The sequence below is a fragment of the Streptomyces sp. NPDC001068 genome, from assembly GCF_042897315.1.
In the GTDB taxonomy this organism is placed as follows: Bacteria; Actinomycetota; Actinomycetes; order Streptomycetales; family Streptomycetaceae; genus Streptomyces.
Window position 1 is genome coordinate 797,131 of record NZ_JBIAYD010000001.1, and the last position, 24,958, is coordinate 822,088.

20 protein-coding genes are annotated in these 24,958 nt (G+C 73.2%); 8 read left to right on the forward strand and 12 right to left on the reverse strand.

What is annotated here, in order from left to right; genetic code table 11:
* Positions 1-32: 32 nt before the first annotated feature.
* A complete protein-coding gene (locus ACFY3I_RS03495; protein WP_390859136.1) occupies positions 33-866 on the reverse strand; it encodes an inositol monophosphatase family protein in 834 nt (277 codons plus the stop codon).
* 137 nt (positions 867-1,003) lie between these two features.
* On the opposite strand from ACFY3I_RS03495, the gene ACFY3I_RS03500 reads away from it, so the two are divergent.
* Positions 1,004-1,915 carry a LysR family transcriptional regulator gene (locus tag ACFY3I_RS03500; protein WP_390859137.1) on the forward strand — a complete coding sequence of 304 codons (912 nt, stop codon included), beginning with the start codon at positions 1,004-1,006 and terminating at the stop codon, positions 1,913-1,915.
* Positions 1,916-2,023: 108 nt separating this feature from the next.
* Here the strand turns inward: ACFY3I_RS03500 and ACFY3I_RS03505 are convergent, their stop codons facing one another.
* The 5 genes from ACFY3I_RS03505 to ACFY3I_RS03525 all read right to left on the reverse strand — a co-directional run bounded on the left by ACFY3I_RS03505 (position 2,024) and on the right by ACFY3I_RS03525 (position 8,788).
* Positions 2,024-3,175 (reverse strand): XdhC family protein, encoded by a 1,152-nt coding sequence (locus ACFY3I_RS03505; RefSeq protein ID WP_390859138.1) that lies wholly within the window; start codon positions 3,173-3,175, stop codon positions 2,024-2,026.
* A 150-nt stretch (positions 3,176-3,325) separates the two neighbouring features.
* Positions 3,326-4,783 carry an NCS2 family permease gene (locus ACFY3I_RS03510; protein WP_390859139.1) on the reverse strand — a complete coding sequence of 486 codons (1,458 nt, stop codon included), beginning with the start codon at positions 4,781-4,783 and terminating at the stop codon, positions 3,326-3,328.
* Positions 4,784-4,932: 149 nt separating this feature from the next.
* On the reverse strand, positions 4,933-7,332 hold the full coding sequence (locus ACFY3I_RS03515) for a xanthine dehydrogenase family protein molybdopterin-binding subunit (RefSeq protein ID WP_390859140.1): 2,400 nt from the start codon (positions 7,330-7,332) through the stop codon (positions 4,933-4,935).
* Between the two features lie 5 nt (positions 7,333-7,337).
* Positions 7,338-7,898 (reverse strand): (2Fe-2S)-binding protein, encoded by a 561-nt coding sequence (locus ACFY3I_RS03520; RefSeq protein ID WP_390859141.1) that lies wholly within the window; start codon positions 7,896-7,898, stop codon positions 7,338-7,340.
* Positions 7,898-8,788 (reverse strand): FAD binding domain-containing protein, encoded by an 891-nt coding sequence (locus ACFY3I_RS03525; protein WP_390859142.1) that lies wholly within the window; start codon positions 8,786-8,788, stop codon positions 7,898-7,900. The genes ACFY3I_RS03520 and ACFY3I_RS03525 overlap by 1 nt, the downstream gene beginning before the upstream one ends.
* A 352-nt stretch (positions 8,789-9,140) precedes the next feature.
* On the opposite strand from ACFY3I_RS03525, the gene ACFY3I_RS03530 reads away from it, so the two are divergent.
* Together ACFY3I_RS03530 and ACFY3I_RS03535 are read left to right on the forward strand one after the other, a co-directional pair.
* Positions 9,141-10,841: a PucR family transcriptional regulator gene (locus ACFY3I_RS03530; RefSeq protein WP_390859424.1), complete on the forward strand. Its 1,701-nt coding sequence runs from the start codon at positions 9,141-9,143 to the stop codon at positions 10,839-10,841.
* Between the two features lie 337 nt (positions 10,842-11,178).
* Positions 11,179-11,961 (forward strand): hypothetical protein, encoded by a 783-nt coding sequence (locus ACFY3I_RS03535; RefSeq protein ID WP_390859143.1) that lies wholly within the window; start codon positions 11,179-11,181, stop codon positions 11,959-11,961.
* Positions 11,962-12,178: 217 nt separating this feature from the next.
* Here the strand turns inward: ACFY3I_RS03535 and ACFY3I_RS03540 are convergent, their stop codons facing one another.
* Positions 12,179-12,946 (reverse strand): GntR family transcriptional regulator, encoded by a 768-nt coding sequence (locus tag ACFY3I_RS03540; protein WP_390859144.1) that lies wholly within the window; start codon positions 12,944-12,946, stop codon positions 12,179-12,181.
* A gap of 163 nt (positions 12,947-13,109) precedes the next feature.
* On the opposite strand from ACFY3I_RS03540, the gene ACFY3I_RS03545 reads away from it, so the two are divergent.
* Both ACFY3I_RS03545 and ACFY3I_RS03550 read left to right on the forward strand, forming a co-directional pair.
* The gene (locus ACFY3I_RS03545) at positions 13,110-13,934 is read left to right on the forward strand and encodes a (2Fe-2S)-binding protein (protein WP_390859145.1); all 825 of its coding nucleotides are present in this window, start codon (positions 13,110-13,112) and stop codon (positions 13,932-13,934) included.
* A gap of 335 nt (positions 13,935-14,269) precedes the next feature.
* Complete coding sequence (locus ACFY3I_RS03550) at positions 14,270-15,307, forward strand: DUF2637 domain-containing protein (protein WP_365291885.1); 1,038 nt, start codon at positions 14,270-14,272, stop codon at positions 15,305-15,307.
* An 81-nt stretch (positions 15,308-15,388) separates the two neighbouring features.
* Here the strand turns inward: ACFY3I_RS03550 and ACFY3I_RS03555 are convergent, their stop codons facing one another.
* The 3 genes from ACFY3I_RS03555 to ACFY3I_RS03565 all read right to left on the reverse strand — a co-directional run bounded on the left by ACFY3I_RS03555 (position 15,389) and on the right by ACFY3I_RS03565 (position 17,336).
* Positions 15,389-15,838: an ATP-binding protein gene (locus ACFY3I_RS03555; protein ID WP_390859146.1), complete on the reverse strand. Its 450-nt coding sequence runs from the start codon at positions 15,836-15,838 to the stop codon at positions 15,389-15,391.
* Between the two features lie 307 nt (positions 15,839-16,145).
* On the reverse strand, positions 16,146-16,610 hold the full coding sequence (locus ACFY3I_RS03560; RefSeq protein WP_390859147.1) for a hypothetical protein: 465 nt from the start codon (positions 16,608-16,610) through the stop codon (positions 16,146-16,148).
* A gap of 105 nt (positions 16,611-16,715) precedes the next feature.
* Positions 16,716-17,336 carry a hypothetical protein gene (locus ACFY3I_RS03565; RefSeq protein ID WP_390859148.1) on the reverse strand — a complete coding sequence of 207 codons (621 nt, stop codon included), beginning with the start codon at positions 17,334-17,336 and terminating at the stop codon, positions 16,716-16,718.
* Positions 17,337-17,514: 178 nt separating this feature from the next.
* On the opposite strand from ACFY3I_RS03565, the gene ACFY3I_RS03570 reads away from it, so the two are divergent.
* Positions 17,515-18,963, forward strand: a complete 1,449-nt coding sequence (locus tag ACFY3I_RS03570) for a helix-turn-helix domain-containing protein (protein WP_390859149.1) — start codon at positions 17,515-17,517, stop codon at positions 18,961-18,963.
* 15 nt (positions 18,964-18,978) lie between these two features.
* On the opposite strand, the gene ACFY3I_RS03575 is transcribed toward ACFY3I_RS03570, so the two are convergent.
* Both ACFY3I_RS03575 and ACFY3I_RS03580 read right to left on the reverse strand, forming a co-directional pair.
* Entirely contained in the window at positions 18,979-20,721 is a 1,743-nt protein-coding gene (locus ACFY3I_RS03575) for a pyruvate dehydrogenase (protein ID WP_390859150.1), read from the reverse strand.
* 74 nt (positions 20,722-20,795) lie between these two features.
* Positions 20,796-22,007, reverse strand: coding sequence for a protein phosphatase 2C domain-containing protein (locus tag ACFY3I_RS03580; protein ID WP_390859151.1), 1,212 nt, complete (start codon positions 22,005-22,007; stop codon positions 20,796-20,798).
* A 1,462-nt stretch (positions 22,008-23,469) separates the two neighbouring features.
* Between ACFY3I_RS03580 and ACFY3I_RS03585 the strand changes: the two genes are divergently transcribed.
* Both ACFY3I_RS03585 and ACFY3I_RS03590 read left to right on the forward strand, forming a co-directional pair.
* Entirely contained in the window at positions 23,470-24,450 is a 981-nt protein-coding gene (locus tag ACFY3I_RS03585) for a helix-turn-helix domain-containing protein (RefSeq protein WP_390859152.1), read from the forward strand.
* Between the two features lie 21 nt (positions 24,451-24,471).
* Positions 24,472-24,957: a DUF456 domain-containing protein gene (locus tag ACFY3I_RS03590; protein ID WP_390859153.1), complete on the forward strand. Its 486-nt coding sequence runs from the start codon at positions 24,472-24,474 to the stop codon at positions 24,955-24,957.
* Position 24,958: the final 1 nt, after the last annotated feature.

The following is a 24,958-nucleotide window of genomic DNA, read 5'->3' on the forward strand; positions in this document are numbered from 1 at the left end:
GGTCCTTCCGGTGGTCGTGGTTCTCGTGGCGGTCAGCGGGAGAGCGTGCTGACGGCCTGCGCGTGCACGCCGGGCCCGGCGGCCAGGAAACTCTCGCTCTGCGGGGTCCAGGGGCGGCCCTCGGCGTCGGATATCCGCCCGCCGGCCTCGGTGACGAGCAGCGCCCCGGGAAGCAGGTCAGCGCGGGCCCCGGCGAACTGCCAGAAGGCGTCGATCCGGCCGGCGGCCACGTTCAGCAGGTGCAGGGTGGCGGGCACGGACGTCCGTACCACGAGCGCGTCGAAGAGCATCGCGGTGATCGAGGAGCCGACGCGGCGCACGACCTTCTCGTCCTCGTCCGGCCTGGCCTGGCTCGTGGCCACGATGCCCAGGCCGAGGTCCGCGGTCCGGGACACCTGCAGCGGGCGGCCGTCGAGGTGGGCTCCGCCGCCGGCGAGCGCGGTGTAGGTCTCGCCGGTCAACGGCAGGTGAACCGCGGTCAGCACCGGCTGGTTGTCGCGCACGAGAGTGGCGGTCACGGCCCACTCCGGCAGGGCGTGCAGGTGGTTGACGTTGCCTTCGGCCGGGTCCAGGACCCACCACTCTCCGGACGGCAGGGCCCCGCCCGCGAGTTCGTCCTCCACCAGGCGGGCGCCCGGGCGCAGGCGGGCGAGGCGGGGGCGCAGGACGTCGAGGGCCGCGTCGTCGTTGGCCGCGAGGGCGCGCATCAGCTCTTCACGCGTCTGGTAGCGGACGACGTCACCGAACCGCTCCCGGAGCACCGCGCCGGCCGCGCGCACGGCGGTCGCGGTCTGCGCGAGCAGGTCGGCGTCGGACGCGAAGTCGGCGGTCACGGCGGTTCCGGTGGGCTGAGTCGACTCGGGCACGGCAGTGCTCCCGTCTGTGCAGGGGGTGATGAGGCGGACCGGGCGAGAACCGTTGTCTCTTTCGCGCCCGCATCTCGAAGGTAGGAGGACCCATCATTAACTGCAAGTGCATGTAAAACACGCCTAGGATGACTCCCATGCAATTGGACTTGAACCTGCTCGCCGCGCTCGACGCGCTCCTGGAGGAGGGCAGCGTGGCCGGAGCCGCCGAGCGCCTGCACGTCACCGCCCCGGCGATGAGCCGGAGCCTCGGCCGGATCCGGCGTACGACGGGGGATCAGATCCTGGTGCGCACCGGGCGCACGATGACCCCGACCCCGTACGCGATCGCCGTCCGGGAACAGGTGCACGAGCTGCTCCAACAGGTGCGGGGCGTGCTGGCGCCGAGCCGCGAACTCGACCTCACGACGCTCGACCGCACCTTCACGCTCCGCTGGCACGACTCGCTCGTCGCCCTCGCCGGCCCCGGCCTGCTCGCGGCCGTCCGCGAGCAGGCGCCGGGCGTGCGTCTGCGCTTCATCGCGGAATCGAGCGTCGACACCCCAGGGCTGCGGCGCGGCGAGGTGGACCTGGAGGCGAACGCGAACCTCCCGACCGCACCCGACATCCGCGCCGACCGGGTGGCCGAGACCCCGCACGTCGTCGTCGTGCGGCGAGGGCACCCGCTCACCCGGGTCAAGGGTGTCACCGCCGCGCGGTACGCCGCGGCCGAGCACGTCACCGTCTCGCGGCGCGGAAGGCTCGGCAACGCCCTGGACGACGCCCTCGCGCGGCTCGGTCTCACCCGGCGGGTGGTGGCGACCGTACCCACCGAGGGGGCCGCGTTCGAGTTCGTGCGCGGCTCCGACCTCGTCGTGACGGCCCCCGAGTCGACGGTGCGTCCGGCGGCCGCGGCCCTCCGTCTGGCCCTGCTGCCGCTGCCGCTCGAACTGCCGTCGGCCGTGGTGTACCTGTCGTGGCATCAGCGTTATGACACCGACCCCGCGCACGTCTGGCTCCGCGATCTGGCGCGGACCGCGCTGGCTCCCCGGCACGACCCACGCGTCTGACGATCCCTGGACGGCTGTCGAGCGGGACGGGCCACCGTGCGTGCGGAGTCTAAGGGAACGCGGGGACCGCGCTGCCCGGCCTCGGCCAGGTGATTCACGAACGACGGCTCAGGCCGGCGAGCCGATCCGTCGCACCGGTGTCGCCGCCGGCTCGTGGTGGATCGGGGTGTGGGCTCCGGTCAGGGAGAGGCCGCTGCCGCCGCGGCGGGCGGCGACGATCTCGGCGGCGATGGACAGCGCGGTCTCCTCGGGTGTCCGGGCGCCGAGGTCCAGGCCGATCGGGGACCTGAGGCGGGACAGTTCCGGTTCGGTGACGCCGGCCTCGCGCAGCCTCCGGTTGCGGTCCAGGTGGGTGCGGCGGGAGCCCATCGCGCCGACGTACGCCACCGGCAGGCGCAGGGCCAGCCGGAGCAGCGGGATGTCGAACTTGGCGTCGTGGGTGAGGACGCACAGGACGGTACGGCTGTCCACCCGAGTCCGCTCCAGGTACTTGTGCGGCCACTCGACGAGGATCTCGTCCGCGTCGGGGAAGCGGGCCTTCGTGGCGAAGACGGGCCGCGCGTCGCACACCGTCACGTGGTGACCGAGGAACTTGCCGACGCGGACCAGTGCGGAAGCGAAGTCGATCGCGCCGAAGACGATCATGCGGGGCGGGGGGACGGACGACTCGACCAGCACCGTGAGCGGTGCTCCGCAGCGCGAGCCCTGCTCTCCGATCTCCAGCGTGCCGGTCCGGCCGGCGTCCAGCTGGGCGACCGCCTCCGCGGCCACCGTGCGGTCGAGTTCGGGGTGGGCTCCGAAGCCGCCCCGCCGGGTGCCGTCGGCGGTCACCAGCAGGGCGCGGCCGAGGAGTTCGGCGGGCCCGGTGACGATCCGTGCGACGGCCGCCGCCTCCCCGCGCACGGCCGCGGCCAGCGCGGCCTCGACCACCGGCCGGGCGGGGTCGGCCGCCCGTACCGGGGTGACGAGGATGTCGATGACGCCGCCGCAGGTCAGGCCGACGGCGAAGGCGTCCTCGTCGCTGTAGCCGAAGCGCTCGAGGACGGTTTCGCCGTCCTCCAGCGCCTGCCGGCACAGCTCGTACACGGCCCCCTCCACGCACCCGCCGGAGACCGAGCCGACGGCGGTGCCGTCGGAGTCCACCGCGAGGGCGGCGCCGGGCTGGCGCGGGGCGCTGCCGCCGACCGCCACCACCGTGGCCACGGCGAAGTCACGGCCGTCCGCGACCCACCGGTTCAGCTCCTCGGCGATGTCCAACATGTCCGGATCTCCTTGACGAGGTTGAGGACAGGCGTCCCATAAGGGGCGCTGGGGGTCCCCCCGACCGGAGGCTGGGGGAGGAACTGCGCGACCGGCCGTGACGGACCGGCACCCGACCACCGGCCCGTCACGGCTGAACCAGCGGAGCGCCTAGTGGACGCCGAGCCAGCTCTCTATGGGATTGAGGGCGAAATAGACCAGGAAGATCCCGGTCAGGCCCCACATGAATGCCCCGATCTCCCGGACCCTCCCCTGAGCTGCCTTGATGGCGGTGTAGGAGATGACACCGGCGGCCACACCCGTGGTGATGGTGTAGGTGAACGGCATCAGGACGACCGTCAGGAACACCGGGATGGCGGTGGCCCGGTCGGCCCAGTCCACGTGGCGGGCGTTCATCAGCATCATCGCGCCGATGACCACCAGGGCGGCCGAGGCGACCTCCTGCGGGACGATCGCGGTGAGCGGGGTGAAGAACAGGCAGGCCGCGAAGAACAGGCCGGTGACCACGGAGGCGAGTCCGGTGCGGGCGCCCTCTCCGACGCCGGTCGCCGACTCGATGAACACGGTCTGCCCGGAGCCCCCGGCAACGCCGCCGATCGCGCCGCCCGCTCCGTCGATGAACAGCGCCTTGGACAGGCCCGGCATCCGGCCCTTGTCGTCGGCGAGCCCGGCTTCCGTGCCGACTCCGATGATGGTGGCCATCGCGTCGAAGAACCCGGCGAGCACCAGCGTGAAGACGATCATCGCGACCGTCATCGCACCGACCTGCCCCCAGCCGCCGAACTCGACGTGCCCGAAGAGCGAGAAGTCCGGCATGGAGACGGCGGAGCCGTGCAGTTCGGGGGCGCCGTTGGCCCACTGCTTCGGGTCGATGACACCGAGGCCGTTGAGCACGGCGGCCACGACGGTGCCGCCGACGATGCCGATCAGGATGGCACCGGGGACGTTCCGGGCCTGCAGCATGAAGATCAGCAGCAGGGTGCCGGCGAAGAGCAGCACCGGCCAGCCGGTGAGTTCGCCCGCCGGGCCGAGGCTGAGCGGGGTGGCCTTGCCCTGGTGCACGAAGCCGGACTTGTAGAGACCGATGAGCGCGATGAACAGGCCGATGCCCATGGTGATGCCGTGTTTGAGGGCGAGCGGTATCGCGTTCATGATCATCTCGCGCAGGCCGGTGACGACCAGGAGCATGATGACCGCGCCGTACAGCACGCACATGCCCATCGCCTGCGGCCAGGTCATCTGCGGGGCGACCTGCGAGGAGAGCACGCCGGAGACGGACAGGCCGGCGGCGAGCGCGAGCGGCACCTTGCCGACGAAGCCCATCAGCAGCGTGGTGAAGGCCGCCGCGAACGCGGTCGCGGTGATCAGCGCCTTCTGGCCGAGGGCGTCCCCCGCCACGTCCTTGCCGGACAGGATCAGGGGGTTGAGCAGGAGGATGTACGCCATCGCCATGAAGGTGGTGACGCCGCCGCGGACCTCTCGCGCGACGGTGGATCCTCTGCGGGATATGTGGAAGTACCGGTCGAGCCAGGACCGTCCGGCGGGGACGCGGGTTCCCGCGCCCGCGTCGTCGGCGACGGTCTCCGGCTCGAGTGACTGCTGGGTCATATGGGCCTGCTCCCAAGGTTCAAAGGGGCACCCGCGCATGCCTGTGGCGATGGGCGGGATTTGGGGAGGTGCCCGACCCGGGGGACGGCCCGAGGCGAACATTCGAAGGGGTCCCGGGGGACCGGAGTCCCCCGGGACGGCTCAGCGGTTCAGACCCCGGAGGGGCCGGTGCCGGTGAGGTGTTCCGGTCGGACCGGTGTGCGGTTCAGCTCCAGGCCCGTCGCGTTCCGGATCGCCGCGAGGACGGCCGGGGTCGACGACAGGGTCGGGGCTTCGCCGATGCCACGGAGCCCGTAGGGGGCGTGGTCGTCGGCGAGTTCGAGGACGTCGACCGGGATGGTCGGCGTGTCGAGGATGGTCGGGATCAGGTAGTCGGTGAAGGACGGGTTCCTGACCTTCGCGGTCTTCGGGTCGACGATGATCTCCTCCATCACCGCGACTCCCAGCCCCTGGGTCGTGCCGCCCTGGATCTGGCCGACGACCGAGAGCGGGTTGAGCGCCTTGCCGACGTCCTGGGCGCAGGCCAGTTCGACCACCTTGACCAGGCCCAGCTCGGTGTCGACCTCGACGACCGCGCGGTGCGCGGCGAAGCTGTACTGGACATGGCCGTTGCCCTGGCCGGTGCGCAGGTCGAAGGGGACGGTCGGCCGGTGCCGCCACTCCGCCTCGATCTCGACCACGTCGTCGCCGAGCACGTCGGCCAGGTCGGCGAGCACCTCGCCGCCGTCGGTGACCACCTTGCCGCCCTCCAGGAGCAGTTCGGCGGTGGCCCAGGCCGGGTGGTAGGTGCCGAACCTGCGGCGCCCCAGCTCCAGCACCTTCTCGCGGACGAGTTCGCAGGAGTTCTTGACGGCGCCGCCGGTGACGTACGTCTGGCGCGAGGCCGAGGTCGAACCGGCGCTGCCCACCTGGGTGTCGGCGGGGTGGATGGTGACCTGGGCGACGCCGAGTTCGGTCCGGGCGATCTGCGCGTGGACGGTGACCCCGCCCTGGCCGACCTCCGCCATCGCGGTGTGCACGGTGGCGACCGGTTCCCCGCCGACGACCTCCATCCGGACCTTGGCGGTGGAGTAGTCGTCGAAGCCCTCGGAGAAGCCGACGTTCTTGATGCCGACCGCGTAGCCGATCCCGCGGACCACGCCTTCGCCGTGCGTGGTGTTGGACAGGCCGCCGGGCAGCTGCCGTACGTCCGCCTCCTCGCCGGCCGAGAGCCACTGCTGCTCGGGCGGCAGCGGCATCGCCTTGACCCGGCGCAGGAGTTCGGCGACCGGGGCCGGCGAGTCGACCGGCTGTCCGGTGGGCAGCAGGCTGCCCTGCTCCATGGCGTTCAGCTTCCTGAACTCCACCGGATCCATGCCGAGTTGCCCGGCCACCTTGTCCATCTGCGCCTCGTAGGCGAAGCACGCCTGGACCGCGCCGAAGCCGCGCATCGCGCCGCAGGGCGGGTTGTTGGTGTACAGGGCGATGGCCTCGACCTCGACGTCGTCGACGACGTAGGGGCCGATGCCGAGCGAGGAGGCGTTGCCGACGACGGCCGGGGAGGCGGAGGCGTAGGCGCCGCCGTCGAGCACGATCCGGCACTTGACGTGCGTCAGCCGGCCCTCGCGGGTGGCGCCGTGCTCGTAGTAGAGGCGGGCCGGATGGCGGTGGACGTGCCCGAAGAAGGACTCGAACCTGTTGTAGACGATCTTGACCGGCTTACCGGTGCGCAGCGCCAGCAGGCAGGCGTGGATCTGCATCGACAGGTCCTCGCGGCCGCCGAACGCGCCGCCGACGCCGGACAGCGTCATCCGCACCTTCTCCTCGGGCAGGCCGAGGACCGGGGCGATCTGGCGCAGGTCGGAGTGGAGCCACTGGGTGGCGATGTAGAGGTGGACGCCGCCGTCCTCCTCGGGCACCGCGAGGCCGGACTCGGGGCCGAGGAAGGCCTGGTCCTGCATGCCGAAGTAGTACTCGCCCTTGACGATGACGTCGGCCCTCTTCGCGGCCTCGTCGGCGTCGCCGCGGACGATCGGCTGCCGGTGCACGATGTTCGGGTGCGGGACGTGGCCGATGTGGTGATCGTCGCGGTTCTCGTGGATGTGGACGGCGTCCGGGGCGGTCGCGGAGGCCTCGTCGGTGATGACGGGCAGCTCGCGGTACTCGACCTTGATCTTGGCGGCCGCGCGGCGGGCGGTCTCCGGGTGGTCGGCGGCCACGATCGCGACCGGCTCGCCGTGGTGGCGGACCCTGCCGTGCGCGAGGACCGGGGTGTCCTGGATCTCCAGGCCGTAGTTCTTCACCTCGGTGGGCAGGTCGTCGTAGGTCATTACGGCGTAGACGCCGGGCTGGGCGAGCGCCTCGGCGGTGTCGATCGAGACGATCTCGGCGTGGGCGACCGTGGAGCGCAGGATCTGGCCCCAGAGCATGTCCTCGTGCCACATGTCGGACGAGTACGCGAACTCGCCGGTGACCTTGAGGGTGCCGTCCGGGCGGAGCGTGGACTCGCCGACGCCGCCCCTGGTCCGGGAACCCTGGGTGATCTTGGTGGGAGTGCCGATGGTGGGCATGTGGCTCAGACCGCCTCTCCCTGCCGGGCGGCCGCGAGGCGGACCGCGTCCATGATCTTCTCGTAGCCGGTGCAGCGGCACAGGTTGCCCGAGAGCGCCTCGCGGATGTCCGCGTCGGTGGGGTTCGGGTTGTGCTCCAGCATCTCGTCGGCGGCGACCAGCAGACCGGGCGTGCAGAAGCCGCACTGCACGGCCCCCGCGTCGATGAACGCCTGCTGGATGGGCGAGAGTTCGGTGCCCTCGCCGGTCCGGGAGTCGGCGGCCGGCCGGGCTTGCCAGCGCTTCGCCTCGTCGAGCGTCGTACCGCCGGCGCGGTCCTTGGCGTAGTCCGCGAGGCCCTCGACGGTGACCACCTCGCGGCCCTCCGCCTGACCGGCCGCGACCAGGCAGGAGCAGACCGGGACTCCGTCCAGGCGGACGGTGCAGGAGCCGCACTCGCCCTGCTCGCAGGCGTTCTTGGAACCGGGCAGGCCGAGGCGCTCCCGCAGGACGTACAGCAGGGACTCGCCCTCCCAGACGTCGTCTGCTTCCTGGGGGCGTCCGTTGACAGTGAAGTTGACGCGCATTACGCGGCTCCCTCCGTGAGGCGGCGGGCGCCGCGGTACGACTCCCAGGTCCAGGTGAGCGTCCGGCGGGCCATCACACCGACCGCGTGGCGGCGGTAGCTCGCGGTGCCGCGGACGTCGTCGATCGGGTTGCAGGCGGCGGCGCACAGGTCCGCGAACTGCTTGGCGACCGACGGGGTGACGATCTTCCCGTTGTCCCAGAAGCCGCCCTCGTCGAGCGCCGCGTTCAGGAAGTCCTCGGCGGTCTTGGCGCGCACCGGTGTCGGGGCGGCGGAACCGATGCCGGTACGGACCGTCCTGGTCTCCGGGTGCAGGGCGAGCCCGAAGGCGCACACCGCGATCACCATGGCGTTGCGCGTGCCGACCTTCGAGTACTGCTGCGGGCCGTCGGCCTTCTTCACGTGCACCGCGCGGATCAGCTCGTCCGGCGCCAGGGCGTTGCGCTTGACGCCGGTGTAGAACTCGTCGACGGGGATGAGCCGGGTGCCGCGCACCGACTCGGCCTCCACCTCGGCGCCGGCCGCGAGCAGCGCCGGGTGGGCGTCGCCGGCCGGGGAGGCGGTGCCGAGGTTGCCGCCGACGCCGCCGCGGTTGCGGATCTGCGGGGAGGCGACGGTGTGCGAGGCGAGGGCCAGGCCCGGCAGTTCGGCGCGCAGGTTCTCCATGATCCGGGTGTACGGCACGGAGGCGCCGAGGCGTACGCTCTCCTCGCCGACCTCCCATTCGCCGAGATCGCTGATGCGGTTGAGGTCGAGGAGGTACTCGGGCCGGCGGTGGTCGAAGTTGATCTCGACCATCACATCGGTACCACCCGCGATCGGCACTGCGGTGGGGTGCTCGGCCTTGGCGGCGAGCGCCTCCTCCCAGCTGGCGGGGCGAAGGAAGTCCATGACCGGCTCTCTTCTCCGTCTCGTGAGTCTCGTGAGTCGTGCGGATTGAGCCAATCCGTGTGCGGCGGGCCCGGCTCGTTCATGTCCTGTTAACGCGGAATGACGCCAGTACACCGCCCCGTACTCCAGTGGGGTCAGTCACCGAAACCATGAAGGAGTTGGCTGGCCAACAGAGGCATCTTGTAGATTCGTATGAACGGAGGTCCTCAGTAACCTCCTGGCTTTCCAGTGGAAACGATGGAAACGCCCAGGCACCTCGTGATCGCGGTCCGTGACCTCGCACGCCGGACGCCACCTCCACGACACTGCAAGATCCATCGTAGATTTCGAGACACAGAACGGCGGCGACGAGATGCGGCTGCGCGCACTGCTGGACACCGACGCGCTGGGCCTGCGGCTGCTCGGCGGCGCGGACGAGCTGGACCGCGCGGTGCGCGGGGTGATGACCACCGACCTGCGTGACCCCAGCCGCTACCTCTCCGGCGGCGAGCTGGTGCTGACCGGCCTGGCCTGGCGCCGGGACGCCGCGGACACCGAGCCGTTCGTACGACTGCTCGCGCAGGCCGGGGTGGCCGCGCTGGCGGCCGGTGAGGCCGAGCTCGGGGACGTCCCGGACGACCTGGTGGCGGCCTGCGCCCGGCACCGCCTCCCGCTCTTCGCGGTGCACGAGTCGGTGGCGTTCGCGACCATCACCGAGCACGTCGTACGGCAGGTCAGCGGCGAGCGGGCCGGGGACCTCGCGGCCGTCGTGGACCGGCACCGCCGGATGATGACCTCGGGTCCGGCCGGCGGCGGCCCCGACGTGGTCCTGGACCTGCTCGGCTCGGACCTCGACCTGCGGGCCTGGGTGCTCTCCCCCACCGGCCGCCTGATCGCCGGTTCCAAGGTGTCCGGGCCCGCGCTGCCGGCCGACACGTGCGCCCGGCTGGCCGCCGAGCACCTGGCCGCGGTCCGCACCGGCCGCAGGGGCCCGCACCGGGTCCTGCTGGACGGCTCCACGTACTCGCTCTTCCCGGTCCGCTCCTCGGGGCACCGTCCGGCACCGGCGGGCGCGGGACGGTCCGCGCAGGGCGTCCGGGACGTGCGCGAGAGCGTGCTCTCGGACTGGCTGCTGGCCGTCGAGGCGGACGCCGGGGACTGGCAGGACGAACGCCTCGACCTGCTCCAGGGCGTCACCCAGCTGATCGCCGTCGAGCGCGACCGCCGCGACGCGGCCCGTACGGTACGGCGCCGGCTCGCGCAGGAGGTGCTGGAGCTGGTCCAGACCGGAGCGGCCCCGGCCGAGATCGCCGCGCGCCTGCGGGTGGCAGCCCCCGTCCTGCTGCCGGGCCTCGGCGCGGCCCCGCACTGGCAGGTGGTGGTGGCCCGCGTCGAGTGGGACGGCGGCGAGGTCGAGGGCGGCCCGGTGGCGCAGTCGCTGCTGGAGGAGATCCTGGTCGACCCGCTCGCCACCGGACCGGAGCCGTCCGACCGGATAGCCGTCGCCCACACCGGCGACGAGGCGATCGCGCTGGTCCCGCTCCCCGCGGTCTCCACCGAGCACGACGGCTCGGAGTCCGGCGTGCACGCCGACGCCCTGCTGAAGTCGGTACGCGGCCCGCTGTCGGCGGGCCTGGACGAGGACGGCCGGGTCACCCTCGGCGTCAGCGCGGCCGTGCACTCGGCGGAGGGACTGCGCGGCGCCCTGGAGGAGGCCCGGCACGCCCGCCGGGTGGCCGCCGCCCGCCCCGGCCGGGTCTGCGCGGCCGGCCACCAGGAGCTGGCCTCGCACGTCCTGCTGCTCCCCTTCGTCCCCGACGACGTCCGCCGCGCCTTCACCGCCCGCCTGCTGGATCCGCTGCGGGACTACGACCGCCGGCACCGCGCCGAGCTGATCCCGACCCTGGAGGCGTTCCTCGACTGCGACGGCTCCTGGACCCGCTGCGCCACCCGGCTCCACCTGCACGTCAACACACTGCGCTATCGCGTGGGCAGGATCGAGCAGTTGACGGGCCGGGACCTGTCGCGGCTGGAGGACAAGCTCGATTTCTTCTTGGCGTTGCGGATGAGCTGAGGTCACCCGGGTCCGTGATCGGCTCCCGCCAAGTGCGGTCACCGTCCCACGACTTTGTGAAATTATTCACCCACCCTCTTGGCCCGGCGTGGCGATCAATGCTGGAATGCGGCCACCACTTCACAGCTCGACGGCGCGCTGGGCCTGCCCTTCGGATCAGGTCGGTGTCGGGGCATGTCGCCTTCCGACGCCGATGACCGGGGCGGGGTGCGTGCGGCCGCGCGGCGGCGGAGGGAGTCGACGCCGGGCGTCGGCGACCGGCGCGCCGCCGCGGCCGTGCGCGCCCCGCCCCGCGACCCCGGGCTGAGCCGAAGGGCAGGACCCTGGGGAGGGCAACGTGGCGGACTCCGCCGTGTCCGGGAACGGAACGAACTCCGGTGACGATCCGCTCCAGACCGCGGTATGGCGGCTGCGCTCGCGGGCCTGCTGGGCCGACGCGGCGGCACTCCTGCCGACGGACACGCCGGCGTGCGCCCTGCAACGGGCGGCGCTGATGGTCGAGCGGTGTCTCTACACCGAGGGCGGCTGGGGCGAGGCGGAGGACGCGCTGCGCACGGCGGAGGCGGTGGCCCGCACCGACGAGGAACGGGGCGCCGCCGCGTGCGAGCGCGGCCAACTCGCCTACGCGGCCACCCTGCACGGGGTGCGGGACCGGGCCGACGAGGCGCGGGCCGCGCTCGGCAGGGCCGCGGCGCTGATCCCTCCGGGGGCGCCGGGACGAGCCCTGCTGGACTTCCGCCGGGGCCTGCTGGCGGAGAACCTGACCCGCTCCCCGCAGGCGGCGCGGGCGGCCTACCGCCGGGCCCACGCGGCCGCCACGGCCCACACCGACCCGCTGCTGCTCTCGTTCACCTGGCGCCATCTGGCCGGACTGGCGCTGCGCGACGGGGAGTTGGCCGAGGCCCGGCACGGCTTCGCGGAGTCGCTGCGGATCAGGGAGGAGCTGGGCTATCTGGTGGGCACGGCTCCGGCGCTCGCGTCCCTGGCGGAGACGGAGTCCGAGCCGGAGGCGTCACGGCTGCGGGAGGAGGCGGGCCGCCTCTTCCGCCTCCTGGGCGGCGTCCCGACCTGGCTGGCGGCCCAGTTGACCCCACCGGCCCCGGGCGCGGCCACCGCGTAGCCCGGCATCCGAGATCCGGGTGACCGCGACGACGCGATACGCGTCCGCGGCCCGGTGCCTGCTCGTCGCGCAGTTCCCCGCCGCCCCTTCAGAGGCGCGACCGTCAGCGCCCCTTAAGGGGCGCGGGGAACTGCGCGATCGGCCACGACGCACCCGCACCCGGGCGACGCGCCGCCACCCCGCACGGCGGGACGCCGCGAAAGCACCCCGCCGCCACTCAACCCGCGGTGGCGAAATGCCCGGCCACCAACCTCCGCACCGCGTCCAGCTCGCCCGCCGCCAACGCGTCAAGCAGCGCCGCGTGCTCACCCGCGTCCGCCATCAGGTCGGCCCGGCCGCCCCGCAGCGGAACCGCCCGTCGCTGCAGGTCCTCCGCGATCTGCACCAGTTGCTCGTTGCCCGCGAGGGCCAGCACCGCCCGGTGGAAGGCCCGGTCGGCCTCCGCGTACGTCGCCCGGCACCCCAGTGCCGCCGCCCGCACCGACTCCTCGGCCAGCGGCCGCAACGCGGCCCACCGCTCGGCCGGTACGGTGCGCGCCAGCCGCATCATCACCGGCACCTCGATCAGCGCCCGCACCTCGGCCAGTTCGGCCAGTTCCCGCGCGCCGCGCCGCACGACCCGGAACCCGCGGTTGGGCACGACCTCGACCGCGCCCTCCAGGGCCAGCTGCTGCATGGCCTCGCGCACGGGAGTCGCGGAGACCCCGAACCGTTCTCCCAGCGCCGGCGCCGAGTACACCTCGCCGGGCGTCAGCTCCCCGCTCGCCAGCGCGGTGCGCAACGCGTCCAGGATCTGCCCGCGTACCGACGACCGCTGCACGGCGGCCCTGGGCTGCGGAAGGGGCCCCTCGCCGTGCGTGTGCTCGCCGCGTGCCGCCGGCGTGCCGGCGGGGTGTGCGCCCGCCTCCCAGGCCGGCTCCCCGGTCCGGGTCTGCGCCGGCACCCTGGCCGTGGCGGCCGGAGCCGGGTGCTCGCGATGGTCCACGGGTCCTCCTCCGACTCGTCGGGGCTTGGGTCATTAACGGCGGGTTGTTACTCGTCCGTCAAGCACCTTAGGCGCCCGGGGCGATAGTTCAAATTTCCGAACGGATGGGTAAGGTAAGGCTTACTTATCCAGCAGTCGGCCCGCACCAGATCGGTGGTAGCCCATGCCCTCCCCCGTCTCCGCCGCCTACGCCCGCCTCGCGGAGGTCTGCCCGGACCTGGTGGTCACGGTGCTGGAGCCGGGCGAGCACGCGCCCCGGGGCGGCGACTGGGTCGGCGCCGCCGCGCTCGCGGACGGCGGCACCGGCCTGGACACCTTCCTGGCCTGGGACGAGGACCAGATCCTGCGGGACTACGGGCAGCCCGGGCGCCCCGACGTGGTGGCCAGCTTCGGCCTGCACCGCTACGGCTGGGCCGCCTGCCTCCTGATCACCCTCCCCTGGTTCCTGGACCGCCGGGTCCCGCGGCTGCCCGTGACGGACGTCTCCTACGACCGGGTGGCCGGCCGCATGGCGGTGCGCGTCTCCTCCTTCGCCTGCCTCCCCGACGACCCGGCGGCCGCACTGCCCGGCGCGGCCGTCGTCGCCGACGAGGAGGCGCTGCGGGCCGAGGTGCGGGCGGCCGTCGCCGAGCACCTGGAACCGGTCCTCGGCGCCTTCGGGCCGCGGATGCGGCGGCGCGGGCGCGCCCTGTGGGGCATGGCGACGGACGAGGTCGTCGAGGGGCTCTGGTACGTCGCCGGACTCCTCGGCGACGAGGAGCGGGCCGTACGCGAGCTCGAACGCCTGCTGCCGGGCGCCACCAGGCCGTACGTCGGCTCGGCCGCCTTCCGGATGCCGGCCGGGCCGGCGGGCGAGTCGCAGCCGACCAGGGACCGGGCGAGCTGCTGCATGTACTACACGCTGCGCCCCGAGGACACCTGCGCCACCTGCCCGCGCACCCGCGACGACGGCCGGGTCACCAAGGCCGTTGCGGAGGCTGCGGCCTGAGGTCCCCTCAGGAGCACGGAGCTCGGGGCGCGGAGCTCGGGGTACGGAGCACCCCGCGGCGTCCACTAAGATCATCTAGGGCTGGATCCTCCGTGCGCCTACAGGGAATTCACAACTTCCTCACTTGCCGCAGGAACTTTCCGAGGAACCACCCGTATGGGTACTCTTACTCGAACTCAACTCCCGCCCCTCACGCGGCAGTTCGAGCAGAATGCCGCCCTGGGGCAAGCCCTTGCACTTCGTTGGCGGTCTCTTGCCCCGAAACCCCCTGAGGGCCGCCGGGATTGGGCCACTATGGCGGGCGATACGCCCTATCCCAATGCAAGGGACCCCAGATGAGACTGACCGACATATCGCTGAACTGGTTGCTTCCGGGCGCCGTACTGCTCCTGGGCATACTGGTCGCGGTGGCGGTGCTGACGCGATCCAAGCGGTCCGGCGGGGAGCACGCGAAGGACGACTCGTGGGAGCGCAGCGAAGAGCGGCGCAGGCGCAAGGAAGCCATATACGCCACCGCTTCCTATGTACTCCTGTTCTGCTGTGCGGCGGTCGCCGCCGCGCTCTCCTTCCACGGGCTGGTCGGCTTCGGCCAGCAGAACCTGAACCTGTCCGGCGGCTGGGAGTACCTGGTGCCGTTCGGTCTGGACGGCGCGGCGATGTTCTGCTCCGTCCTCGCGGTGCGCGAGGCCAGCCACGGTGACGCGGCGCTCGGCTCCCGGATACTGGTGTGGACCTTCGCGGGCGCGTCCGCCTGGTTCAACTGGGTGCACGCGCCCAGGGGCGGCGGCCACGACGGCGCTCCGCAGTTCTTCTCCGGCATGTCGCTCTCGGCCGCCGTCCTCTTCGACCGCGCCCTGAAGCAGACCCGCCGGGCCGCCCTGCGTGAGCAGGGTCTGGTGCCGCGCCCGCTGCCGCAGATCCGCATAGTGCGCTGGATGCGCGCCCCCCTCGAGACGTACCGGGCCTGGTCGCTGATGCTCCTGGAGGGCGTGCGCAGCCTGGACGAGGCGGTCGAGGAGGTGCGCGACGACAAGCGCCAGAAGGAGGAGAACCGACTGCGCCGCCGCGAGCAGAACCGCCTGGAGAAGGCTCAGCTGAAGGCGATAAGCCGCGGCCACCGGGGCTTCGTCGGACGTCCCGGCCGGCAGGACGAGGTGCATCAGGTCGAGCGTGGGCCCTCCCAGCCCACTGCGGAGCCTGCCATATCGGCGCCGGAGCAGCTGCCCGTACGCCAGCGGCCCTCCCTTCAGCCAGTCCGCAAAGGGTCTGACCCGATCACGGTCGACCTGACCGCGGAGGACGACACCATGGCGCTGCCGCGCCTCGACTCCCTGGAGCGCAAGCTCAAGGACCTGGAGCAGCAGTTCGGCTGACCGGCTGCCGCCGGACGGCACATCGGGACGGGGGCGTGACCTCAGGGGTCACGCCCCCGTCCCGTTGCGTGGGGACGCCGTTCAGGCGGCGTCCGCGTCCAGTTCGAACCAGACCGACTTGCCGACCTCGTGCGGCTGGACTCCCCAGGCGTCCGCGAGGGAGTCGACCAGCACCATGCCCCGCCCGTGGGTGCCGTCCCCGGTGTCCGGGGCGCACACGCGCGGCCGGCGGCCCACGAAGTCCCGGACCTCCACACGCAGTTGACCGGGTCCCACGACGGCCGTCAGCACGGCCTCGTGGTCGGTGTGGACGAGAGCGTTGGTGACCAGTTCGCTGGTGAGCAGTTCCGCGATCTCCGAGCGGCCCGGTTTCCCCCAGTGCCGTAGCAGTTCCCGCAGCTCCCGGCGCGCCTCGGGCACCGCCCGCAGATCCGACCGTCCCAGTCGGCGCCTGAGCTGTGACGGGTGTTCCCGTGCCGCCGTGTCGGTGTCTTCCCCCGCCGTCCCAGCCGAGGAGGCCCCGATGGCCACGGGACCGCTCCCTCGTGCCTGACTGTTCATGACCCCCGCCCGCGCGCTGTTGCCGGATCCCCTCCTGATCGAACACGTTCACGGGGATCCATGCCCGTTCGGGCACGCGCCAGTCATGTCACGCCGCCGACGGCCGGGTGTTCGGCCATGTCCTGAACCGGTCCCGGCCCGTACGTCGCCTCCCGGACCGCCCCGTACGCGCCAACGGTGCCGCGGACCCGGCGTGAAACAGCCCCTCGGACGACCGCCGAAGCTGTTTCACGCGGTTCACGGCACCGCCGAACCTGGCCGAAACCTACCGTTCCGCCTACTTGTTCCCGAGACCCTTGGTGCCGATGTGGATGATCTTGTGGGTGCCGCGGCTCATGTCGACGTACAGCTTCGTGGTCGTGTTCCGGCTCCAGGTGAGGGTGACGACGGCCTCGGTGTGGTTCCTCGCCGTGCCGTTGCCGGTGACCTTCCACTTGAGCGGGGTGTTCTGGGCCCGGAGCACCCCGTCGGCGTGCTCCCGGTTCTCCCAGGCCTTCAGTGCCTTCAGGTAGGTCGGGTCGATGTAGTAGGCGCGCAGTGCGGTGGGCAGGCCGCCGCTTCCGTCCAGGTCGCTCTCCGCGTCGATGTAGGCGCCGTAGAAGTCGGCGACCCGGGTGAGGTTGTCCGACGGGTCCCCGGTGACGCTGCGCGAAGCACCGGCCGAGGCCTGGGCGGTGACGCCCAGCCCGAGGGCCACGGCGAGGACGCCGGCGGTGAGGACGGTGCGGGTCTTGGTGCTCATGTCTGATTCCCCGTTTTCTGCGGTGATCGGTGATGATCGGTGATGGGTGTGCGGCGGTGCCGGGGCCGTCCTCCCCTCCCCCGAGCGGGAGGACGGCCCCGTTCCTCAGTGGAGCTTGTGCACGGCCGTGACGGTCGTCCTCTTGAACGCCTTCACCGGCGCGTCCTGGAAGCCGCCCAACTGCCCCCAGTCCACGACCGTCATGGTGCTTCCCTCCCGTCCGAGCGAGAGCAGCCGGATGTCACTGGCGCCCCAGGAGGTCTCGGTGCGGATGGCGTAGACGTGGGCGCCGTCCCCGACACGCAGGTCGCCGTGGTCCTGGAAGGCGGCCCGGGTCTCCGGGTCCTCCATCTCGATGCGGTCCGCGCAGGACACGATGTCCTCGTCCAGCTTCCTGACCCGGCTCTTCGCCGCGTCGGCACTGGGCAGTTCCACGCTGACCTGGCGGGCGTGGGTGTCGAGATCGGTCCGGAACTCCCGGTACCAGGTGTTCTGACCGCCGCCGAGGACGACGCCCAGGCAGAGGTCCCGCTGCACGGCCTCCGGCACGCCCGCGGTGACCTTGCCGGCCGTCCAGGACGAACTCGGGTGCGGCGGCAGGTCGGCCGCCGCGAGGAAGCCGGGAGGCTTCGGGGCGGCCGCCGCCGGGACGGCGAGCGTGCCGCCCACGGCCAGTGCGGCGCCTGCGAGTACGGTGAGCGCGCCTGCTCGGGTGCGCTTGGGCATGGGTGGTCCCCCGTCGGATCGGTGCGTGGATGTGGGATGCCGCCGACGGCGCCGGCTGGTCGGTCCGGCCCTGGTCGGTGCGGCACCACAAGCATCGGCGGTCCTTCGCGGCAATCGCAACGACCACCGCCCGTTCCGCCGCCCTGGAACCATCCCAGCCCTGTTGACGTGCAGGTATATGAGTGCCTGGGATACGGGCGAACGGGGGAGGGTGCGCGTGGGCGAGGACGTCGAGGAGTTCGCGGCGCTGCTGCGGCGGTTGAAGGACCGTACGGACCGGAGCTACGGCTCGCTGGCCCGCCGTCTGAACATGAACACCTCCACCCTGCACCGGTACTGCGCGGGCGAGGCGGTGCCGCTGGACTTCGCACCGGTCGAACGGCTGGCCGCCTTCTGCGGGGCGAGCCCGCACGAACGGCTCGAACTCCACGAACGCTGGTTACGGGCGGTGGCGGCCCGGCAGCGGCCACGCGCGGCGGCGATCCCCAGCCCCGAGGAGCCGGGCCCGGCGGAACCGGTGGAACCGGTGGAACCAGCGGAATCGGCTCAATCGACTGAATCGGCGGAGCTGTCGGCCCCGGATCGCATCTCGGCCGAGACCGAGACCGAAATCGAGACCGAGGCCGGTACGGACGGCGAACCGGGCGCGGTGCCACAGTCCGTGTCCGCCGTCGTGCCCCGCCCCTGGTACCGCCGGCGCCGCACCCTGGTCGGCTCGGCCGTGGCCCTCGTCCTGCTGGTGACCCTGGGCACGCTGATCGCGCCCTCGGACGACCGGCCGTCGAACGGCGCCCCGGCCCGGTCCGCCGCGTCCTCCCCCACCGCCGCCGGGGACGCGCGCCACCCCCGACCCGCCTCTCCCTCCACCTCCACCTCCACCGCCAATTCCCCGAACGTCTCCGCCTCGCCGGGCCGCCGTTCGGCCTCCCCCGCGCCGGACGGCACCAAGGCCCCCGCCTCGGGCGCCCCGGGCACGCACACCACCCCCGCCCCCACCGGCGTCCCGCTCGCCTGGACCGCCGATTCCCAGATCTGGGAACTGGGCTGCGACCACGACTACGTCATCGGCAAGCAGCCCGCCCAGGTCCCGCCGCCGCCCGTACCGCAGGACGCCGGCACCTGGGCGGCCACCCAGGACGCGGTGCACGGCCACGACACGATCGTCCAGATCTCGGTGCAGGGACGCTCGTCCACGGCCGTCGTCCTGGAGGACCTGCGGGTGCGGGTCGCCGGCCGGACCACGCCCGCGCCCGGCGTCGCCTACTCCATGGCGGACGGCTGCGGCGGCGGGCTCACCCCACGCTACTTCGACGTCGACCTGGACAAGGACCGCCCGCTCGCCCGCCCGGTGGCCGGCCAGGGCCCGGACGGGCGGACCGTCTCCACGATGCGGCTGCCCTACCGGGTCTCGTCCACCGACCCGGAGGTGCTCCGCGTCCAGGCGCACACCGAGGGCTGCGACTGCCGCTGGTACCTGGAGCTGGACTGGTCCTCGCAGGGCCGCTCCGGCACGCTCCGGATCGACGACCACGGCCGGCCGTTCCGCACCAGTTCCATCAAGGGCCTGCCGCACTACTGGTACGGCTTCGTGGACGGTGTCCGCCGGTGGGTGCCGGTCGAGGGCTGAGCCGGACGGCGTCCGCTACGGCCTCGGCACGTTGCGCAGGTTGGAGCGGGCCAACTGGACCATCCGGCCGACGCCTCCGTCGAGGACCATCTTGGACGCGGAGAGCGCGAAGCCGGTGACCATGTCGGCCTTGATCTTCGGCGGGATGGACAGCGCGTTGGGGTCGGTGACCACGTCGATCAGGGCCGGGCCCTTGTGCTTGAAGGCGTCCCTGAGCGCGCCGGCCAGCTGCTTGGGTTTCTCGACCCGCACGCCGTAGGCGCCGCAGGCCTGGGCGACGGCGGCGAAGTCGGGGTTCACGTTGGTGGTGCCGTACGAGGGCAGCCCCGCGACCAGCATCTCCAACTCGACCATGCTGAGCGCCGAGTTGTTGAACAGGACGACCTTCACCGGAAGGTCGTACTGCACGAGGGTGAGGAAGTCGCCCATCAGCATGGCGAAGCCGCCGTCCCCTGACATCGACACGACCTGCCGCCGCCGGTCGGTGAACTGGGCGCCGATGGCCATCGGCAGCGCGTTGGCCATCGAGCCGTGCGAGAAGGAACCGATCACCCGGCGGCGGCCGTTGGGCGAGATGTACCGGGCCGCCCAGACGTTGCACATACCGGTGTCGACCGTGAACACCGCGTCCTCGTCGGCGAGTTCGTCGAGCACGGAGGCCACGTACTCGGGATGGATCGGGGTGTGCTTCTCCACCTTGCGGGTGTACGCCTTCACCACCCCCTCCAGCGCGTCCGCGTGCTTCTTGAGCATCCGGTCGAGGAACCGCCGGTTCTCCTTGGCCCGCACCCGCGGGACCAGGCAGCGCAGGGTCTCGCGCACGTCGCCCCAGACGGCGAGGTCGAGACGGGACCGGCGGCCCAGCACCTCCGGGCGCACGTCGACCTGGACGATCTGCACGTCGTCGGGGAGGAAGGCGTTGTACGGGAAGTCGGTGCCGAGCAGGATCAGCAGGTCGCACTCGTGGGTGGCCTCGTAGGCGGCGCCGTAGCCGAGCAGTCCGCTCATGCCCACGTCGTAGGGGTTGTCGTACTGGATGTGCTCCTTGCCGCGCAGGGCGTGTCCCACCGGGGACTTGATCTTCCCGGCGAGTTCCATGACCTCCGCGTGCGCGCCGGCCGTGCCGCTGCCGCAGAACAGCGTCACCTTGTCCGCCGCGTCGATCATCGCGACCAGCTTGTCGAGTTCCTCGTCACCGGGGCGGACGGTGGGCCGGGAGGTGACGATCGCGTTCTCGACCGGATGGTCCGGCGCGGGCTCGTCGGCGATGTCGCCCGGCAGGCTCACCACACTCACCCCGCTGCGGCCGACCGCGTGCTGGATGGCGGTCTGGAGCAGCCGGGGCATCTGCTTGGGGCTGGAGATCAGCTCGCTGTAGTGGCTGCACTCCTGGAAGAGCCGGTCGGGGTGGGTCTCCTGGAAGTAGCCGAGACCGATCTCGCTGGAGGGGATCTGCGAGGCGAGGGCGAGCACCGGTGCCATCGAACGGTGGGCGTCGTACAGGCCGTTGATGAGGTGCAGGTTGCCCGGTCCGCAGGAGCCGGCGCAGGCCGCCAGCCTGCCGGTGACCTGGGCCTCCGCTCCGGCCGCGAAGGCGGCGGTCTCCTCGTGGCGGACGTGGATCCAGTCGATGGCGGAGTTGCGGCGGACCGCGTCGACCACCGGGTTGAGGCTGTCGCCGACGACGCCGTAGAGGCGGCGGACTCCGGCGCGGACGAGGATGTCGACGAACTGCTCGGCGACGTTCTGCTTGGCCATGACGGACGGGTGCCCCTTCCCTGTACGCGGATGCCTCCCGGCGAATACCTCCCATCCACGCACAGGGACCGGTGTCACGCCTCCCAGACGACGGCCGCCGTACGGTCGTCGGCGTATCCCTTCACCCGCACCTGGGTGTCCGCGAGGAACGCGGCGAGCCCCGGCGGGGTGGGGCCGGACCAGCGCCTGGCCAGATAGGCGCACAGGGCGGGTTCGCCGCGCAGCGGGTCGGCGAGGCCGCCGCTGCACATCACCAGGGCATCACCCGGGCGGGCTACCGAGGCCCGGAAGAGGAAGGGCGCGCGGGGTGGTTCGGGCGCCGGTTCGTAGGGGCTCGGCGGGGTGGGGATGCCGAGGTCCATGGTGAGCCGGTCGCCCTCCGGGGTCTCCGCGGGCGGCGAACCGTAGCCGACCACGGGCTCGCCGACCGTGTCGGTGCCGGCCTGCGGTTCGATGTCCTGCCACTCGCCGTCCCGGAGCCGGAACAGCCCGCCGTCGCCGACGCCGAAGAACACCCGGGTACGGCACTGGGGGTGGGCCGGGACGAGCAGGCAGCGCAGGCTGGCCGCGTGCTCGTCGGCGGGGACGCCCTGTTCGGCGGCGCTCGCGCGGAGCCTGCCGAGGCTGCGGTCGGTGAGCCGGTGCAGTCCGGACTTGAGGTCGCCGCGCCGGGCGGCCTGGATGTCCTCGGTGAGCCGTTGGTGGCTGCGGCCCACCGCGCGGGCGATCCACTCGCAGACCTCGGCGGCGGCCCGGTGGGCGCCGGGGGTGGCCCGGGCGCCGGTGGCCGTCGCGACCAGGAGCAGCGCCTGGTCGCCCGAGCCGAACCGGGCGGTGAGGAGGGCGTCGCGGCGCGGTTCGCCGCGGTAGCGGGCGGAGTCGCCGCGCTGGGAGACGGCCCGCAGGGTGCAGGTGCCGTAGCGGGCGCCGTCCAGGACGGTGTCGGCGACCAGGTCGTCCAGCCCGTCGGGGTCGGCGGCGGGCAGGGCGGTCGGTTCGGGGTCGTAGGTGGGCGGGCCGGAACCGACGTACTCCACGGCGGAGTCCGGGACGACCGGGTCGCCGCGGGTGGCGGGGGGCCTGGCGGCCCAGGCGTCGTCCCCGGTGTCCGGGAACTCCGGATCCGCCACGTCCCACGGCCAGGGTTTGCGGGCGCCGGCGGTGTCCTCACCCGGTGTGCGCTGCACCGGCACGCTCGGCGGTGCCACCACGCCCGGCGGGACGACGGAACCGCCCGCCGGCCCCCACCCGGCTGCTGTCGCCGCCCCGAGCGGCCTCGGTGCCACCGGCAGGGTCGGCGGCCCCGCGACCGCGGGTGCCCCGGCGGCGCCGGCGTCGGGCGGAGCCGGAAGCGCGCCCGGCGGCACCGCCGCACCGGAAGCGACCGGTGAGCCCGACGGCGCCGGGGGCACGGACGAGGCCGGAGGTGCGGACGGGGTCGGAGGTGCGGACGGGGTCGGAGGTGCGGACGGGGTCGGAGGTGCGGACGGGGTCGGAGGTGCGGACGAGCCGGGAGCGACCAGCGGGCCCGGCCGCGCCAGCGGTGCGGACGGTCCGCCATCGGCCGGTGGGCCCGGCGGCGCCGGGGGCGCGGACGGGGCGGGGGGCATGGACGAGGCCGGGGGCGCGGACGAGGCCGGGGGCGCGGGCGGGGCCGGCGGGATCGGCCCGGCCGGTGCACCCGAACGGGCGGTCGGGCCGGAAGCGGCCGCCGCTCCCGCAGCGGGCGGCGCGGGCGGGGCGCTCGGCATCGGCGGGGGCCCGCCCGGGCTCCCAGCCGCCGGAGGTGCCGACGAACCCCGCGGAGATGCCGACGCGCCCGGCAGAGGTGCCGACGGGCCCGGCTGGGCCGGCGACCCGGGTGGGCGCGGGGCGGCCGAAGGGAACGGCGGGGCCGGTGCGTCCGAGGCGTCGGGCGGGCTCTGTGGCCGTGAGGCGTCGGGCGGGCTGGGTGGCCGTGAGGGGTCGCGCGGGTTCGGTGGCCGTGAGGGGTCGCGCGGGTTCGGTGGCGGTGCGGCGTCGCGCGGGTTCGGTGGCGGTGCGGCGTCGCGCGGGTTCGGTGGCGGTGCGGCGTCGCGCGGGTTCGGTGGCGGTGCGGACGTGGTGGTGGCCGGGTCGTCCGGGGTTCCTCGGCGGTCCTGGCCCGTCACCGTGTTCTTCGCCGAGGCGAAGCGGTCGTCCAGGGAATCGGGCGCGGCCGTGGAGCCGGTGTCCTCGGTGGAGCTGTCGTACAACTGCCCCCACCAGTCGTCCTCATGACGGGTGGGCCTACCCCCTGGCTGGCTCATGCCCCTAATTGTCCACCGCCGGGGCCGGATGAAAACGGGGCATCGGGAAAATCCCGTACCCGAGCCGCCGTCGAACGGCCTGGCGGGGGACAACCCGAACACCCGTACGGGGAAGGGGCGGTGCTCGTGACACGTGTGAGTCGCCGGGTGGTCCCACCCCCCACGGGAGAACCACCCGGCGACAGCTGAGTGACCCGGCCCCGGATCCCCTGCGCCCGCGCGCGTCACGGGCCCGGGTCACCGCTCCGCGGCCGGACGCGGCGGCGTCGGCCGCGAGCCGACCGTGGCGGGTCTTCCGTGCGAACGGCCGTGGATAGCGGATCCGGATGCCGTGGAAGGGTGCCGCGGTGACGCGATCTTGGCAGAGTGACCGCCGGTTCGGCGATGATATGCCGCGGCGGGTTCACGCCATGGCCGGTTCCCGCCACGGCACCCGGCTTCGAGGGAGGGACACGGGTCGATGCTGACGGCGCTCGGTCTGGACGAGAAGGACGAGTCGGCGTACCGGACGCTGGTCTCGGTGGGCGCGGCCGACGCTCCCGATCTGGCACGGCGCCTCGCGCTGTCCGAACCGGACACCGGGCGGGCGCTGCGCCGCCTGGAGCGGCACGGCCTCGCGGCACAGTCGTCGGCCCGGCCGGGCCGCTGGGTGGCGGCGCCGCCCGGGGTGGCGCTGGGCGCGCTGCTCGCCCAGCAGCGGCACGAGCTGGAGAAGGCGGAACTGGCGGCGGCGCTGCTGGCCGAGGAGTACCGGGCGGCGGCCGTCGAACCGGCGGCGCACGACCTGGTGGAGGTGGTGACCGGCGCCCCGGCCGTCGCCCAGCGCTTCCTCCAGCTGCAGCTGGGCGCCGCCGACGAGGTGTGCGCACTGGTCACCGGCAACCCGGTGGTGGTCTCCGGCACGGAGAACGAGGCGGAGGAGCAGGCGGCCGGCCGTGGCGTGCGCTACCGGGTGGTGGTGGAGCGCGCGGTGCTCGATCTGCCGGGCGGGACCGCGGAGTCGACCGCCGCGCTGCACCGCGGCGAACAGGTGCGGGTGGTGGACCGGGTCCCGACGAAGCTGGTCGTGGCGGACCGCTCCCTCGCGATGGTCCCGCTCACCTCGCACACCTCGGAGCCGGCCGCGCTGGTGGTGCACGAGAGCGGCCTGCTGGAGCTGCTGTCCGAGTTGTTCGAGTCGGTGTGGCGGACGGCCCTGCCGCTCCGGCTGGGCGGCTCCGGGGTGGCCGAGGAGCGGCCTCACGCCCCCGACGGCACCGATCTGGAGGTGCTGTCGCTGCTGCTGGCCGGGCTGACCGACGAGAGCGTGGCCAAACAGCTCGGCCTCGGCCTGCGGACCGTGCAGCGCCGGGTGAAACGGCTGATGGAGCTGGCCGGGGCGACGACCCGGCTGCAACTGGGCTGGCACTGCCACGAGCGGGGCTGGGTGGCCCGGGACTGACGCGCGCGGCACTCTGGGCAGATGGGAGCAGGGGAACTCCTGCTGGTCGGCCTCGTGCTGGTGCTCGGCCTGTGCGGAGTGCTGGTGCCCGGCGTACCGGGTTCGTGGCTGGTCTGGGCCGCGGTGCTGTGGTGGGCACTGTACGACCCGCGCCCGCTGGCCTGGGCCGTCCTGGTCGGCGCCTCGGTCGTACTGCTCCTCACCCAGGTGGTCCGCTGGACCCTGCCGCCGCGCCGGCTGCGGGCGAGCGGTGCCACCCCTCGCATGGGCGCGTACGCGGGGACCGGCGCCGTCGTCGGCTTCGTGCTGCTTCCCGTGGTCGGCGCGATTCCCGGCTTCATGGCCGGGATCTACCTGCACGAACGCCTCCGTCTCGGCCGCCGCGCCGAGGCACTGGCCGCGCTGCGCACGACCATGGACGCGGGCGGCTCCAGCGTGCTGGCGGAGCTGTTCGCCTGCCTGCTGATCACGGCCGGCTGGCTGGTGGCGGTGGTCTGGGGCGGCTGAG

What these genes read in the sequence shown, in the direction of transcription:
- ACFY3I_RS03500 (WP_390859137.1), top strand. Translation starts at nt 1,004, where the DNA reads ATGCAATTGGACTTGAACCTGCTCGCCGCGCTCGACGCGCTCCTGGAG.
- ACFY3I_RS03505 (WP_390859138.1), bottom strand. Translation starts at nt 3,175, where the DNA reads ATGTTGGACATCGCCGAGGAGCTGAACCGGTGGGTCGCGGACGGCCGT.
- ACFY3I_RS03510 (WP_390859139.1), bottom strand. Translation starts at nt 4,783, where the DNA reads ATGACCCAGCAGTCACTCGAGCCGGAGACCGTCGCCGACGACGCGGGC.
- ACFY3I_RS03515 (WP_390859140.1), bottom strand. Translation starts at nt 7,332, where the DNA reads ATGCCCACCATCGGCACTCCCACCAAGATCACCCAGGGTTCCCGGACC.
- ACFY3I_RS03520 (WP_390859141.1), bottom strand. Translation starts at nt 7,898, where the DNA reads ATGCGCGTCAACTTCACTGTCAACGGACGCCCCCAGGAAGCAGACGAC.
- ACFY3I_RS03525 (WP_390859142.1), bottom strand. Translation starts at nt 8,788, where the DNA reads ATGGACTTCCTTCGCCCCGCCAGCTGGGAGGAGGCGCTCGCCGCCAAG.
- ACFY3I_RS03530 (WP_390859424.1), top strand. Translation starts at nt 9,141, where the DNA reads ATGCGGCTGCGCGCACTGCTGGACACCGACGCGCTGGGCCTGCGGCTG.
- ACFY3I_RS03545 (WP_390859145.1), top strand. Translation starts at nt 13,110, where the DNA reads ATGCCCTCCCCCGTCTCCGCCGCCTACGCCCGCCTCGCGGAGGTCTGC.
- ACFY3I_RS03550 (WP_365291885.1), top strand. Translation starts at nt 14,270, where the DNA reads ATGAGACTGACCGACATATCGCTGAACTGGTTGCTTCCGGGCGCCGTA.
- ACFY3I_RS03560 (WP_390859147.1), bottom strand. Translation starts at nt 16,610, where the DNA reads ATGAGCACCAAGACCCGCACCGTCCTCACCGCCGGCGTCCTCGCCGTG.
- ACFY3I_RS03565 (WP_390859148.1), bottom strand. Translation starts at nt 17,336, where the DNA reads ATGCCCAAGCGCACCCGAGCAGGCGCGCTCACCGTACTCGCAGGCGCC.
- ACFY3I_RS03570 (WP_390859149.1), top strand. Translation starts at nt 17,515, where the DNA reads ATGAGTGCCTGGGATACGGGCGAACGGGGGAGGGTGCGCGTGGGCGAG.
- ACFY3I_RS03575 (WP_390859150.1), bottom strand. Translation starts at nt 20,721, where the DNA reads ATGGCCAAGCAGAACGTCGCCGAGCAGTTCGTCGACATCCTCGTCCGC.
- ACFY3I_RS03585 (WP_390859152.1), top strand. Translation starts at nt 23,470, where the DNA reads ATGCTGACGGCGCTCGGTCTGGACGAGAAGGACGAGTCGGCGTACCGG.
- ACFY3I_RS03590 (WP_390859153.1), top strand. Translation starts at nt 24,472, where the DNA reads ATGGGAGCAGGGGAACTCCTGCTGGTCGGCCTCGTGCTGGTGCTCGGC.